This is a genomic window from Sinomonas terricola (assembly GCF_034931225.1).
GTDB lineage: Bacteria > Actinomycetota > Actinomycetes > Actinomycetales > Micrococcaceae > Sinomonas > Sinomonas terricola.
The window spans coordinates 85,747-99,977 of record NZ_JAYGGQ010000007.1; the positions used below are offsets into that span (position 1 = coordinate 85,747).

11 protein-coding genes are annotated in these 14,231 nt (G+C 65.2%); 8 read left to right on the forward strand and 3 right to left on the reverse strand.

All coding sequences use genetic code 11. The features are described from left to right. Positions 1-23: 23 nt before the first annotated feature. Positions 24-1,691: a flavin-containing monooxygenase gene (locus SPF06_RS10820; RefSeq protein ID WP_323279067.1), complete on the reverse strand. Its 1,668-nt coding sequence runs from the start codon at positions 1,689-1,691 to the stop codon at positions 24-26. A gap of 13 nt (positions 1,692-1,704) precedes the next feature. Continuing rightward, positions 1,705-2,676: an alpha/beta hydrolase gene (locus tag SPF06_RS10825; protein ID WP_323279068.1), complete on the reverse strand. Its 972-nt coding sequence runs from the start codon at positions 2,674-2,676 to the stop codon at positions 1,705-1,707. Positions 2,677-2,873: 197 nt separating this feature from the next. Here SPF06_RS10825 and SPF06_RS10830 point away from each other — a divergent pair, with 197 nt between their 5' ends. The 5 genes from SPF06_RS10830 to SPF06_RS10850 all read left to right on the forward strand — a co-directional run bounded on the left by SPF06_RS10830 (position 2,874) and on the right by SPF06_RS10850 (position 8,608). Beyond that, positions 2,874-3,053 (forward strand): hypothetical protein, encoded by a 180-nt coding sequence (locus SPF06_RS10830; RefSeq protein WP_323279069.1) that lies wholly within the window; start codon positions 2,874-2,876, stop codon positions 3,051-3,053. A gap of 32 nt (positions 3,054-3,085) precedes the next feature. Next, positions 3,086-4,222, forward strand: coding sequence for a substrate-binding domain-containing protein (locus SPF06_RS10835; RefSeq protein ID WP_323279070.1), 1,137 nt, complete (start codon positions 3,086-3,088; stop codon positions 4,220-4,222). Between the two features lie 84 nt (positions 4,223-4,306). After that, a complete protein-coding gene (locus SPF06_RS10840; RefSeq protein WP_323279071.1) occupies positions 4,307-5,026 on the forward strand; it encodes an SDR family NAD(P)-dependent oxidoreductase in 720 nt (239 codons plus the stop codon). Between the two features lie 28 nt (positions 5,027-5,054). Continuing rightward, entirely contained in the window at positions 5,055-7,595 is a 2,541-nt protein-coding gene (locus tag SPF06_RS10845; protein ID WP_323279072.1) for an ATP-binding cassette domain-containing protein, read from the forward strand. Next, positions 7,592-8,608 (forward strand): ABC transporter permease, encoded by a 1,017-nt coding sequence (locus tag SPF06_RS10850; RefSeq protein WP_323279073.1) that lies wholly within the window; start codon positions 7,592-7,594, stop codon positions 8,606-8,608. The genes SPF06_RS10845 and SPF06_RS10850 overlap by 4 nt, the downstream gene beginning before the upstream one ends. Before the next feature lie 65 nt (positions 8,609-8,673). Here SPF06_RS10850 and SPF06_RS10855 read toward each other — a convergent pair whose 3' ends face one another. Beyond that, entirely contained in the window at positions 8,674-10,335 is a 1,662-nt protein-coding gene (locus SPF06_RS10855) for a sigma-54-dependent Fis family transcriptional regulator (RefSeq protein ID WP_323279074.1), read from the reverse strand. A 203-nt stretch (positions 10,336-10,538) separates the two neighbouring features. Between SPF06_RS10855 and SPF06_RS10860 the strand changes: the two genes are divergently transcribed. The 3 genes from SPF06_RS10860 to SPF06_RS10870 are packed head-to-tail and all read left to right on the forward strand — an operon-like array spanning position 10,539 to position 14,214. Continuing rightward, the gene (locus tag SPF06_RS10860) at positions 10,539-11,981 is read left to right on the forward strand and encodes an NAD-dependent succinate-semialdehyde dehydrogenase (protein WP_323279075.1); all 1,443 of its coding nucleotides are present in this window, start codon (positions 10,539-10,541) and stop codon (positions 11,979-11,981) included. Then, the gene (locus SPF06_RS10865; RefSeq protein ID WP_323279076.1) at positions 11,981-13,228 is read left to right on the forward strand and encodes an iron-containing alcohol dehydrogenase; all 1,248 of its coding nucleotides are present in this window, start codon (positions 11,981-11,983) and stop codon (positions 13,226-13,228) included. The genes SPF06_RS10860 and SPF06_RS10865 overlap by 1 nt, the downstream gene beginning before the upstream one ends. Before the next feature lie 11 nt (positions 13,229-13,239). Then, positions 13,240-14,214, forward strand: a complete 975-nt coding sequence (locus SPF06_RS10870) for a 3-hydroxyacyl-CoA dehydrogenase (protein ID WP_323279077.1) — start codon at positions 13,240-13,242, stop codon at positions 14,212-14,214. The last annotated feature ends 17 nt before the right edge of the window (positions 14,215-14,231 follow it).

Sequence of the window (14,231 nt, forward strand, 5' to 3'; positions counted from 1 at the left end):
CGGTCCCGGCGGGCGGATGGATGTCAGACGGCGCTCGGCTCAGCGACTCTTTCGGAGGCCAGGAACGTGATGTAGCCGTTCTCTTCGGCGTCACGGCAGAACTGCTGGTACACGCCGCCTCCGCCCATGTAGACCTGGAACTCAGCGGGCTTGCCCGGGACGTTCTCACCCATGAACCATGCTTTGGCCTTCAGGCCCTCGGAATGCATGACGGTCGCTCGGCCGGCGCGGTCGACTTCGGCGGCCCACCAGTCTTCCGACTCCGGGGTGGCCTCGAGGCGTTCAATCCCACTGCTCTCGGCGAAGTCGATGGCTCGGGCGATCCATTGGGCACCGAGCTGGATGGGCACCGGGAGGTTCGAATAGGGAGTCGTGGGCCCGAGGGACATGAAGAAGTTGGGGAAGCCGTTGACGGAGATGCCGAGGTTGCTGCGGATGCCGGCGGCCCACTTGTCGCGCAGGACGAGCCCGTCGCGGCCTACGATGTCGATGAACGTGAGCGTCCCGGTCATCGCGTCGAAGCCGGTCGCGAAGATCAGCACATCGAGTTCGTACTCGGTTTCGCCCACCTTGACACCCCGCTGGGTGATTTCGGTGATGGGGTCGGCCTTCACGTCGACCAAATGCACGTTCTCGCGGTTGAACGCCGCATAGTAGCCGTGTCCTGTTGGGACGCGTTTGCCGTTGAAGGAGTAGTCCTTGGGGCAGAGGATCTCGGCGGCCACTGGATCGGTGACGATTTCGCGGATCTTCTTGCGGATGAATTCCGAGGCCAGCTCGCTCGATTCGTGGTTCGTGGCGAGGTCGTTGAAGCACTCGTTCGCGAAGTGGAATCCGCCCTCATTCCATTTGCTTTCGAAGATGCGCTCGCGCTCCTCTGGAGTGACCTCGAGGGCGCTCTTCTGCACGTAGACCATGTCCACGCCGAAGGGGTGGGCCGCCGCGCGGGCGAAGATCTCGTCGTAGTGTTCCCGGACGCTGGCCATCGCCGCATCGTCGACCTGCTCGTTGGTGGTCTCGACGACGAAGTTGGGCGTCCGCTGGAAGACGTAGAACTCTTCGCATTGCGGGGCGATGGTCGGCACGATCTGGATGCCAGAGGCCCCGAGGCCGATGAGTCCGACTCGCTTCCCGCTGAGGCTGACGCCATCACGAGGCCATTGCGCGGTGTGGTATTTCTCTCCCGCGAACGCCTCGATGCCGGGGATCGACGGCCAGATGGGCTGGGATAGGACGCCCATGCCGCTGATGAGGTACTTCGTGGTCAGCGCGGTCCCATCCTCGAACCGAACAGTCCAGATGTTGGTGTCCTCCTCGTAGCGCGCCTCTTCGACACGCGTGTTCAGACGGATGTCCTTGCGGAGGTCGAGGCGGTCCGCGACGAAGTTGAGGTAGGCCCGGACCTCTGCGCCGGCAGGATAGCGCTCGGTCCAGGTCCATTCGTCCCTGACCTCCTTCGAGAAGGAGAAGGAGTAGTACTGGAATTCGCTGTCCGTGCGAACGCCCGGGTAGTTGTTCGCCCACCACGTGCCCCCGATGCCGTCCAAGGCGTCCACGACGAGGCTACGCTGCCCGATCTCGCGGAGGTGATGCAGGAGCGCGAGGCCGGAGAATCCGGCCCCGATGACGACGCTGTCGTAGTCCGTCTGGACCAGCTTCGGGGATCGATCGGAGCTGCTGTTCGTGGTCACTTGATGCTGCCTTTCAGTTCTGGAAGGTGGAGGATGATGTGGTGTCGACGAGCTCGGGCGCGCCCTGCCTTCCTTCGGCAGTCCGACTGGCCCGGTACCACTCCGCGATGAGCTGGATCTCCTCATCGGCGCGTGGATGCCGGCCGGCGAGGAATGGGTAGACGTGCTGCATGCCGTGGCCGATGGAGAACGTGACGTCCACACCGGCGTCGAGCGCGCGGCGGTTCAGGCGCACGCTGTCGTCGAAGAGCGACTCGGTGTCGGCCGCGCAGATGTAGAGCCTCGGAAAGCCCGTGAAGTCGGCATAGAGAGGGTTCGCACGTGGGTTCGTCGGCTCGGTTGCGCCGTCGATGTACCGGTCGATGTTCGCCAGCAGGCCTTCGCGTGCGATGAGGAAGTCGGTGGCGTCGTTCGTCTCGATCGTGACGCCGTCATTGTGCATGTTGAGCCAGGGCGACATCGTGATGACCTGTCCTGGGAGCGGTAGACCAAGCGCGCCGAGCTCCATGGTCAGGCTGATCGCGAGGTTTCCGCCCGCACTGTCGCCCACGGGCGTGATGTCCTCGGGCCGATAGCCCTGTTCGAGGAGTGCACGGTAGATGCTGACGCCGTCCTCGATCTGCGCCGGGAACTTGTGCTCGGGCGCGAGCCGGAAGTCGGCCACGAAGCTCACCGTCCCGCAGGCCTTGGCGAGGTGGCCGGCCAGCTTGCGATGGCTGGCTGAGGACCCCAGAGCGAATCCGCCGCCGTGCATCAGGATCTGGACCTGCAATGGATCGCTCTCGAGCGGGGTCACGAGAATGCCTGGCACTCCGCCGATCGACGTATGCCGGTAACTGACATCCTCGGGCTCTGCCGTCGCCCTCTGCCAGTCATCGAAGATGATGCGCAGCAGGCGCAATGACATGTCTGGGTGCTTGGTGATCTCGTCAATCCATTGGGAATAGATCTCGCCGAGGAGATCGGTCGGTGTCGGCGATGACATTTTGGCTCCTTCATGTGGGATTTCTTGCGTTCACGCCCTCCGAATTCAAGCTTGCACATGCGCCAGGGCCTCATGAAGGGCTGTCTCAAAATGAGACACCGCCGTCTCAACGTGATGCAGAACACACTGCCCGCCTCTTGGAATCATGGAATCACCACCCGAAAAACTCGACTCACGGAAACGGAGGGGCTGCGGCGATGATGAGCAGACTCCGCCTGATTGCGGCAAACACCGAGCATCAGAGCTATCTGGAGGACGTCGCCCGCTACGGCATCGCTGTAGCCGACGACCGGGCGCGTGAGCGCCAGATTGCCCGCAATTCGGCGCGCGGCGCCTCGCGCAACGACACCGCAGTTTTCAGTTTCGACGCGGCGTGAATCCACCAACACTTCTCAAGAAAGGTCCCATAGTGAAGAAGACCGCAGTTGGCGTCCTCGTCCTCGCCGGCGCGCTCGCCATGACGGCGTGTTCCTCCAGTTTGACCGCCGGCGCCTCAGTTCAATCCGTGGCCGGCCAGCAGGTCGGAATTGTGGGGACGCAGAATCAGATTCAAGACGTCTCGAAGTTCTGCGGCACAAAGCCGATCAAGGTGGCTTTTGCCGACGGATTCGGAGGTAATTCTTGGCGGAAGATCACTCGAGCGCTATTCGAGGCCGAGGCCAAGAAGTGCTCCAACATCACAAGCATCAGCTATACGGATGCCCAGGGGAACACGCAGAAGGCAATCGCGGACATCAACTCGCTCGTCGCCCAAGGAGTGAACGTCATCGTCTCGTTCCCAGATGCCGGCCCCGCGCTTCTGCCCACCATCAAGAAGGCCACGGCCGCGGGCGTCAAGTTCGTCCCCATTGTGGCTTCCCCCGGCGGCCAGGCCGGGACCGACTACGTGGACTTCGTCTCTGAAGACGTCAACACGTACGGGAAGGGCCTCGCGGACTGGACTATCAAGCAGATGCATGGCAAAGGCAATCTCGTGATGCTCGGCGGCCAGGCCGGGAATCCGTACTCGCAGGCAGTGTATGAGGGCGTCAAGAAGGCGGTCGCCGCCAACCCGGACATCAAGCTTCTGAACGCACAGATGGGGGATGTCCCGGTCGACACCGGCTGGGAGCCGGGGAAGACGAAGCAGGTCGTTGCCGGCCTCATCACCAAGTTCGGAAGCATCGACGGCATCGTCGCAGACTACGGCGGGGGGTCTGTGGGCGGGGTCCAGGCCTTCGTCGAGGCAGGCAAGCCGATTCCGGTGTGGTCGGCCAATGATTCAAATCAGTTCGCCTGCCTGTGGTCGCAGTACCACCCATCTCAGCCGAGCTTCGAGGTGGCGACCGAGTCCTCGCGCAACTGGGTCGCCATCCCCGCCCTGCACAAGGGCCTCGCGGCTTTCAACGGCATCGTCGACACGGAACCCTCGACCTACAACCTGCAGATCATCGAAGACTCGACCGACACGTCCAGGATGCCCGTCTGCAACAAGGATCTGCCGAACGACGCGATCCTCTCGTCAGGCCTGAGCGTCGACCAGCTCAAGGCCCTGTTCGCCAAGTAGCGGAAGATTGGCAGCGTCGGTCGGTGAACCTCCCGACGCTGGCTGCTCCCACCCCCATTCCCCCTATTCCATACCGGAGCCACCATGAATCGCTTGCAGGGCAAAGTTGCCATCGTCACCGGCGCGGGCCGCGGCATCGGCCGCGCCATTGCTGAGACGTTCGCCCGCGAGGGCGCTACGGTCATCGCGACCAGCCAGTCACAACATGCCGACTTCCCCGACGGCATCGAATTCCACCGGCAGGATGTAGCGGACGAGGCTTCGTGGGGGTCACTCGTCTCAACCGTCCTCTCCGAGCACGACCGGATCGACGTCCTGGTCAACAACGCGGGGATCATCGCGTATGAACCGGTCGATGACCTCACGCTCGCCGCATGGGACCGGGTTGTCGCCGTGAACCAGACCGCCGTCTGGCTGGGCATGAGAGAGGTCGTGCCGACGATGATCGCTCAGAAAGGCGGCTCGATCGTCAACGTCTCCTCGATCTGGGGCAACACCGCCGTCTCGGGAGCCCATGCGTACCACGCCACGAAGGGCGCCGTGCGAACCATGACAAAGAATGCCGCGATCACGTACGCGTCCCAGAACATCCGCGTGAATTCACTTCACCCCGGCTTTATCGCGACGCCGCTCACGGACTCCCAGGCCCCCGAGGTCAACGCCTTCGTGGTCGGCATGACCCCCATGGGCCGACCTGGGCTTCCTGAGGAGATCGCGTGCGGCGCCCTGTTCCTGGCCAGCGACGAGTCGAGCTTCATGACGGGATCCGAGCTTGTCATCGACGGCGGCTACCTCGCCCAGTGAGACCAGACGAGAGAGAAAGGAGAAGGCTGTGACCGAAACCAAATATGTCGAGGCGGAGTCCCCTGACACACTCGCTGGAGACACCGCGGCTGCGGGCAGCGTTGCCCTGCGGCTTAGCGGAATCGTCAAGAGCTTCCCGGGCGTCCGCGCACTCAAGGACGTCTCGCTCGAGGTCAGATCCGGCGAAGTGCACGCACTCGTCGGAGAGAACGGCGCGGGAAAGTCCACCCTCATGGCCGTCGCGTCGGGTGCGCTGGCTCCAGACGAGGGATCCGTCGAGATCGCCGGGAGCCCCCTCGGTTCGGCCTCGCCGGAGAAGGCCCGAGAACTCGGGCTCGGTATCGTCCGCCAGGATCCGGCCCTGCTGCCGGATCTTTCGGTCGCGGAGAACATGGCCATCGGCGTCGGCTATCGGTCCGCAGGGGGCATCCGAAAGGCTCCCACATGGGCGCAGCAGCTCCTCGACCCCTGGCAGATGGGCATCAGCGCCCAGAGCCGGGTCTCGGACCTCTCGGTTGAACAGCGCTTTGTCGTCGAGATCGCCAAGGCGCTCGCACTGCGGCCCAAGGTCCTGATCCTCGACGAGCCCACCGAGCATTTGAGCGCGGAAGAAGTCCAGCGGCTGTTCCGGCGTGTCCGGGAACTCGTCGCAGGGGACGCCGCGGTCGTCTACATCTCGCACCGCATCCCCGAGGTGAAGGAGATCGCCGACCGGCTCACCGTGCTCCGCGATGGCGCGGTCCGCGGAACGTTCAACGCTGACGAGGTGACCGAGAAGGACATCGTCGAACTCGTCGTCGGACGCGCCTTGGACACGGTCTTCCCGCCCAAGGGGTCTGCTGTCGGATCAATTGGCGACGACGTGCGGCTGGAAGTTTCCGGCCTGTCCGGCTCGCACTTCCATGACGTGTCCTTCAGCGTTCGGCAGGGCGAGATCATCGGCGTGGCGGGCGTCCAAGGGAACGGGCAGGCGGAGCTCATCCGTGCCCTCGCCGGGGTCGACCGCGCCACGGGCGAAGTGAACGTCGGCGGAATCAGCATCCGCCTGGGAAGCAGCACGGCAGCCTCCGCCGCGGGCATCGTCTATGTACCCTCGGACCGGCACGGAGAAGGCCTCTTCATGCCCCTCGGCGTCGGCGAGAACATCTCGATGACGACCTTGACCAGAGCCGCCACGGCGGGCATCGTCAGGGACGGCCGGATCTCGCAGACCGCAAAGCGGCAGATCGCGCATCTCGGCATCAAGACCCCCTCCCACCGGACTCAGGTCTCCTCGCTCTCCGGGGGAAACCAGCAGAAGGTGGTCCTCGCTCGCACCATGCTCTCCGAGCCGGCTGTGCTCTTGGCTGAGGATCCAACCCAAGGAGTGGATGCAGGGGCGCGCGTTGACATCTACCGCATCATCAGGGAGATGGCGGACCGCGGCACGGCCGTCGTCATGCTGTCTTCGGACGGGGTTGAACTCGAAGGCCTCTGCGACCGGGTGCTCGTCATGTCGCGCGGCTCGGTCATCTCGCAGATCGACGGCGAAGACGTCACCGAGGAGGCGATCGCCCACGCTGCCCTGACCTCGACCTCGGTGCGCAAGCGCGAGGCTCCCTCGATGTCGCGGGCCAACCGCCTCCGCCGCTGGCTGCGCGGGGATCAGTCCCCCGCCGTCGTCCTCGGTTCCCTCATCCTCGCCATCGCGGCGCTCGTCGGCCTGACCAATGCGGTGTACCTCTCGCCCTTCAGCCTCAACAATCTCCTCGTCATCGCCGCGCCGTTGATCCTCATCGGAACCGCCCAGCAGGTTGTCGTACTAGGTGCGGGCTTCGATCTCTCGGTCGGTCCCCTCATGGGGTTCCTCGTGGTGTCCTCGTCGTTCTTCATCATCGACGGCGGCAACGTCCTCGTGGGGCTCGTCGTCATGATCGCGGGCTCCCTGGTGGCCGGCTTGGCCAACGGAATCCTCGTCACGAGGCTCAACCTGAATCCCGTCATCGTGACGCTTGCCACCGCACTCGCCTTTCAAGGAGCGTTCCTGATCCTTCGCGACACCCCGGGGGGCGGTGTACCCGCGGACTTCACGGCCCTCGTCTACTCCAACATAGGCTTCGTCCCCGTGGCGGCTGTTCTCGCGATCCTCGTCGCCCTGGGTCTCGAATGGGCCCTGCGGCGGAGCCGATGGGGGCTCGAGCTCCGCGCTGTCGGGTCGCGCTCCGACGCTGCCGAACGGCTCGGCATCAAGGTCGGGCGCGTGCGGCTCGCGTCCTACGCCCTCACATCGCTCCTGGTTGTGCCGGCCTCAGTGCTGCTGCTCGCCCAGATCGGCATCGGAGACGGCCGACCGGCGTTGCCCTTCACTCTCTCATCGGTGCTTGTGGTCGTCCTCGCGGGCGCCAGCATCTTCGGCGGCCGAGGCTCCTTCATCAGCATCGTGGCCGCGGCGCTCCTGGTGGCTCAGGTGCTGGGGCTCCCCGCGTTCCTGGGTCTCTCAGGCGCCTGGGGTTACTGGCTCCCAGGGCTCATCACCATCGGAGCCACCGTCTTCTACGCCCAGCTACGCAGGATCAGGAAGAACTCATGACCACGACACGTGATCTCATCAGGGTGGATCTCGGCATGAAGCGAGTCCTCTCAGGAGGCTCGGCGGCCATCTGGCTCGCGACCGCCGCGCTGTTCCTCGCCAGCCCGCTCGTAGCTCCAGGCAGCCTCGATCCGGCCCCCGTGCTCGGCATGCTTCCCTTTGCCGCGGTCCTCGCCATCGTCGCGATCGGACAGACCCTCGTGATACAGCAGCGCGGGCTCGACCTCTCGGTGCCCGGCATGCTGGCCTTCGGCGGCGTGCTGGTCTCGGGCCTCCCGCAGAACTTCGGCTGGCCCGTTGGAGCCTCAGTAGTCGCGTCGATCGCTCTGCCGGCCGCGGCTGGGCTGGTCAACGGGATCCTCGTGACCCGTTTCAAGGTCATGCCCCTTGTCGTGACAATCGGCATGAACGCCGCGCTCCTGGGCACCGTCTTCGCGCTCTCGAACGGCACGCCCGCGGGGGCCGCGCCGGAACTCACGGGATTCGCCACGTCAAAGACGCTCGGCGTGCCAAACGCCCTGCTGGTCGCGATCGCCATCGTCGCTGTGGCCGGGTTCGTCTCCCACCGGTCGGTGGTTGGGCGCAGGCTCACGTCCGTCGGAATCAGCGAGGCGGCAGCTTCAGTGATCGGGCTGCGTGTCAGCCTCTACCAGGCCGCGGCGTACGCGTTCGCCGGCGCGCTCTACGGCGTGGCCGCGGTCCTCTACACGGGTTACGTGGCCACACCGCCGCTCTTCTTCGGGGACAACTATCTGTTGCCCGCCGTCGCCGCCGTGGTGCTCGGCGGGACAGCGCTCAGCGGCGGACGCGCTGCGGTCGTCTCCTCGGCTGTAGCCGCTCTGTTCCTCACCCAGCTCGGCCAGCTCCTGCGCGCCTTGGGCGCCCCTGAGCCGCTCCAACTGGTCATCCAAGCCGCCGTGCTGCTCGCTGTGGTCATCCTGCGCGAGCTTGTGCCCGCCGTCGTGCGGGCCGTGAAGCGGCGCACGTCCGCGCTCATCCCGTCGACGATCTAGCCTTGGGAACTCGAGACGTCATGGTCGGACCGCTGAATCCCCTGGAAGCCGGGCGGCTGCGCACCTCATTCGGAGTCGAGTCGGTATGCCTTGATCTTCCGGTAGACGGTGGCGCGGGAGACGCCCAGGATGTCGGCAGCGAGAACCCGGTTTCCGTTCGCCTCGGCCAAGGCCTTGCGGATGGCCTCCAGCTCGACCCGCTCGATGAGGCTCAGGTTCTTCTGGCTCTGCATCGTCATCGGCAGGTCTGTGGCGGAGAGCAGGCCCGTCTTCCCCGCGGAGGAGAGCTGGCTGATGAGCTGGCGAAGCTCTTTGACATTGCCGGGCCATTCATGCCGGCGCAGCGCCGCCAGGGCGTCAGGGGCAAGCTTCAGCCGCGCCGAGGGCGCGACGGCGAGGGCCAGGGCATCCCACAGCTCCTCGAGGTCTCCCAGGCGGTCACGCAGCGGAGGCACCCACAGGGCAATGGACCCGAACTTGAGCCGGAGGAACTCCGAGTCCGCGAGGGACTCGGCGCTCAGCGTCATGATGACGGTGGCCGCCCCGGGGTTTGCCTCGAGCAGGGCCCTGGCGCCGTCAACCGCGGGCGCGTCCAGAGTGTCGATGCCGCGGACGACGACGTTGCGCGCGCCGCTGCTGAGAGCGTCGGACAGCGTTCCCAGCCAGTGGCGGGTCCCAAGGATGTGGGATTCGGCGGCATCGACCAAGGCAGTTGCCGGAGAGACCACGCCGGACTTGGATGGGGCTCCGAGCGCCAGCGACGTCTTGCCGGCACCCGGCTCGCCGACGAGGATGACCGGTTCTCGGCGGTCGCGAAGGTGCTCGACCTTGTTCACGAGCTCGAGCCACTCGGGCGACCTGCCCACAAGCCGCTGCGCGGGCCGTGGAATGGCCAGGTGCTGCGAGCGCGGCGGCGCCTCGGACACCGTGACGATGCTGTTGCCCGCCCCGATGTTCTGGATCTCGATATCGGCGCGGCCGGACGAGAGCTCCAGTGCGTAGCGCCCGTCCGGACGGGTCTCAGCCGTGAGCTGGTGCAGCAGGGTCTTGTCCGTCTCGCTGATCTGCCGAGCGCTCGCGCTCTGGAGCATGATGCCCTGCGGGCCGAAGGCGACCACCGGATCTCCCTGACGGCGCGTGATGTTCATGAACGCGCTCAGTGTGGCGCGGGAGGCCGGGTGTTCGAGCGCGAGCAGCTGCTGCTCAAGTTGAGTCGTCACGGAGCGCACGAGCGGCATGAGCAGGTCGCTTCGGGGGGTCAGATCGGAGGAGAGCGTGATGACGGCCATGAGCTTCCCGGTGATCGGATGCAGCACGGGCGAGCCGGTGCAGATCACGTCGCGGTAGAACTCGGCAAAGTGCTCCTCGCCCCGGACTTGGGTCGCCTTGCCCGTCGCGACGACGGTTCCTACACCGTTGGTGCCGACGACGTTCTCCGCGAGAACCGCGCCGCGCACGGTTCCGACGCGATCGAAGAGCACCATGGCTTTGCGGTCCTCGTACCAACGCTGGAGTATCTGGCCCCGGGAATCTGCCAGGAGAAGTCCCAGGCCCGTGCCCTCGAGGTCGTGAGCGAAGCGATTCAGAGGCGCGGCGAACATCTCCAGGAGGTGCTCGTCCAAGACGCTCTCTGGGACGTGCGGCACCTCCACAACGTTCTGGGGCTCGCCCAATGCGGCCTGCGACCTTTCCCACGACCTCACGAGGGCGGATGGGTCCGAACTCACGTAGCAACTCCTTCGTCGCCATTCCTGCCTCAACGCCAGGCCCCATCCAGGTTGCTGCGGCAAGCAATCCATCTACAAAACGAGCGTGCACTCAGGCAAACAAAATCACAAGCCAGCTGATTCACACATCACGAAGTTAGGGCAAAGCCATGACCACAACACGGACCCTCGAAGCTCTTACAACTGCCATTCGGGGCCATAGAGTGCCCACCGGACTCTACATCGACGGCGAGTGGGGCCCCGGAAGGGACACGTTCGCCGTCGACAATCCATCCACCGGAAGCATTCTCGCGGAAATCGCCGAAGGCGGGCCGAACGAGGCCAAGGCTGCCCTGGACGCCGCGGTGGAAGCGGCCGCATCGTGGCGGGCCTGGGCCCCACGGAAACGAGCAGACCTGTTCCACCGAGCCCACGACATCCTGATCGAACGGGCGGACTCGTTCGCAGAGATCATGGTGGCCGAGAGCGGAAAACCGCGCCGCGAGGCGGAGTCCGAATTTGCGCTCTCGGCCGGGTTCTTCCTCTGGTACACCGAACAGATCGCCCATCTGCACGGCACCTATCAGGACGGCTCGCCCGGAGGTTACCGGGTCATCGAAACACACCAGCCCGTGGGCCCTAGCCTCTTGATCACGCCGTGGAACTTCCCGCTGCTCATGTCGGCCCGGAAAGCGGGCGCCGCGCTCGCCGCCGGCTGCACGGTGGTGATGAAGTCAGCGCGCGAGACTCCTCTCACTGCAGCCCTGTTCGTGCAGGCCCTCCACGACGCGGGGTTCCCGGCCGGCGTCGTCAATCTCATCCACACGACGACGTCCGCGGACGTCTCTGCGGCGCTCATGGAGGACGACCGCCTGCGCAAGGTGAGCTTCACGGGCTCCACCCAGGTGGGCCAGACCCTGCTGGGGCAGGCGTCCAAGCACATCGTGAATTCCTCCATGGAGCTTGGCGGTGATGGCCCCTTCATCGTCCTCGATGACGCCGACATCGACCTCGCCGTGGACCAGGCCGTGGCCTGCAAGTTCAGAAACGCCGGCCAAGCCTGCGTGGCCGCGAACCGCATCATTCTGCATTCTGCGATCGCCGAGGAGTTCACCGCGAAATTCGTGGCAAGGTCCCGAGAGCTGAGGGTCGGCGACGGCTTTGACCCAGAGGTCGCAGTGGGCCCGATGATCTCAGAGCGCCAGCGCCAGCGCGCTCTGGGGCTAGTGCAGTCGTTCCGGAGCATCGGGGCCGAACTCCTCGCAGGAGGTTCCGCGCCCGACCACGACGGATATTTCTTCGAGCCGACCGTGCTGCGCTTCCCCTTGACCAGGCACGAATTCCAACACGAGGAGCTCTTCGCCCCGATCGCGGCGCTCTACACGGTCAATTCCGTGGAAGAGGCCCTCGAATTCGCCAACGACACCCCCTACGGCCTCTCGGCCTACCTCTTCACCAACGACCTATCGCGCGCCGTCGCCATCGCCGAGCATCTCGACTTCGGCATGGTCGGCGTCAACCGCGGGATCATGGCCGACCCAGCGGCGCCCTTCGGCGGCATCAAAGCCTCAGGCCTCGGACGCGAGGGAGGCCACGACGGGATCTACGAATTCCTCGAGCGCAAATACGTTGCGCTCACCATCGACACGACCAAGGGGATGCACTGATGGAATCATCGATCGACAACGTCATCGGCCTCGGGCTGCTGCGCCAGCCGAAGGAGGTCTACTTCGGCCCGGGCCAGCGCTTCCAGATCCCGCGCATCGTCGAATCCCTTGGGGAACATGCGTTGGTCTGCACTGATTCGCGTATGGCCGACACGGACGACTTCGCTGAAATTGCTCGGACAATCGAGTCCCGCGGCGTCCGCGTATCGGTCTTCGCGGAGACCGAGCCGGACCTTCCCCGAAGCAACGTGATGGCCCTCCAAAAGCGGTATGCCGAAGCCGACGTGGATGTCGTGATCGGCGTCGGCGGTGGGAGCTGTTTGGACATGGCCAAAGTAGCCGCGCTGGTTCTCGCCCACGGCGGCGACATCCGCGACTACTACGGCGAGCACCTCGTGCCAGGCCCCGGACTGCCCCTGCTCACCGTTCCGACGACGGGCGGAACCGGGGCCGAGGTCACCTGCATCGCGGTGGTCTTCGACGCAGATCGAGGGATGAAGGTTGGTGTTGCGAGCCCTCATCTCGAGGCATATGCGGCATTCGTCGACCCCGAACTCACGCTCACCTGCCCGCCGGGTCTCACGGCGGCGACGGGGGCCGACGCCCTCTCGCACCTCATCGAGGCGTTCACCGACCGCTCCAAGAACCCGGACGCGGAGGACATCCAGCGCCACCTGTATGTGGGCAAGAACCGTCTCACCGACATGTACTGCCGAACGGGTCTCGAACTGCTGAACACCTCGCTCGAACGCGTCGCGGCGGACCCGTCGGATCTGAGCGCCCGGGCCGACACGATGCTAGCCGCATTCTGTGCCGGTATGGCCATCAACACCGCCGGGACGGCCGGAGCCCACGCGATCCAGTCCCCGATCGGCAACCTCACCCATACCCCGCACGGCTTCGGCGTGGGGGCCCTTCTCCCCTACATCATGCGATTCAACCTCCCGGCACGGGTCTCGGTCTTCGCCGAGATAGGCCGCATCTTCGGGGTCGCGGACCCAACGTCATCAGAGACCGAACAAGCGCGCGCTGCCATCGTCCGCGTCGAGGAGATCCTGGCCGCCCTCGGAGTCCCGCTCAACCTCGATGCCCTCGGATTGGATCCGCAGGATTTCCAGTTCGTAGCCGAGCAGGCAATGCTCGCCACCCGGCTCACCGCCAACAACCCTAGGCCTCTCACGGCGGAGGCCATCATTGCCATCCTCAAGCACGGGCACGGCGACGACCGGTCCTGGTGGGACGCGTGAAAGGCAATCCGATGGCGGAAAGGACTGTCGCGGTCGTTGGGGCGGGATCGATCGGTGTCGCGTTCTGCGTGCTCTTCGCCAAGGCAGGGTTCCGAGTGCGGCTCTGGGATGCGTACCCCGAGGCTCTCCCACGAGCCGAAAAGGATATCGTCGACCGGCTCGAGCTGCTGAGAAGGCATGGCCTGCTGGAAGAACCGGTATCCGTCGTGGCGGAACGAGTCAGCAGTCACAGGGTTCTCCTCGGAGCCCTGCGCGGGGCGCAGCTCGTGCAGGAATGCGCCCCTGAGACTCTGGCCATCAAGGAAGAGCTCTTCGACGAGATCGGGGCCTACAGCGAACCCGGAGCTGTCCTGGCGAGCTCGTCCTCGGCCATCCCCGCGAGCCGATTCGCCGAGTCGAATCCCTCTCGGGAGAGGATTCTCATCGCGCACCCGGGAAACCCGCCGTATCTCATCCCCGTCATCGAGGTGGTCCCGTCCGAATTCACAGCGAAAGAGCCTATCGCCCGGGCCATTCGAATATATCGGGAGACAGGTCTCAGGCCCGTGCTTGTCGAGAAGGAAGTCGAAGGGTTTGTTTTCAACCGTCTCCAAGGCGCCCTCCTTCGGGAGGCGTATTGCCTGCTGCGCGATGGTGTCGCCACCGTCGAGGGCATCGATGAAGTCGTAAGGAACGGTCTTGGCAGGCGCTGGTCTTTCATGGGCCCTTTCGAAACCGTCGACCTCAATACGAGGGGCGGAATAGCCTCGCACGCGGAGAAGATGGGCCCGGCCTACGCACGCATGGGGGCGGAGAGAGGGCAACATGACGTGTGGGCGTCCGATCTGGTCGCCCAGGCCGATGCCCAGCGGCGCGAATGCCTGCCGCTGTCGAAATGGGCAGAACGAGTCCAGTGGAGGGACGAACAGCTCATGCGTCTGTCTAGACTGTTCGATCTCCCCCAGGAATCGGCCGGGACGCCCACTTTGGAGGAGAATGCGAGCTGACCGAAGCGAGACTTCCC

Bases quoted from the DNA above. Each gene is read 5' to 3' on its own strand.
- SPF06_RS10865 (WP_323279076.1), top strand. From the start codon at position 11,981: ATGGAATCATCGATCGACAACGTCATCGGCCTCGGGCTGCTGCGCCAG.
- SPF06_RS10825 (WP_323279068.1), bottom strand. From the start codon at position 2,676: ATGTCATCGCCGACACCGACCGATCTCCTCGGCGAGATCTATTCCCAA.
- SPF06_RS10840 (WP_323279071.1), top strand. From the start codon at position 4,307: ATGAATCGCTTGCAGGGCAAAGTTGCCATCGTCACCGGCGCGGGCCGC.
- SPF06_RS10830 (WP_323279069.1), top strand. From the start codon at position 2,874: ATGATGAGCAGACTCCGCCTGATTGCGGCAAACACCGAGCATCAGAGC.
- SPF06_RS10850 (WP_323279073.1), top strand. From the start codon at position 7,592: ATGACCACGACACGTGATCTCATCAGGGTGGATCTCGGCATGAAGCGA.
- SPF06_RS10870 (WP_323279077.1), top strand. From the start codon at position 13,240: ATGGCGGAAAGGACTGTCGCGGTCGTTGGGGCGGGATCGATCGGTGTC.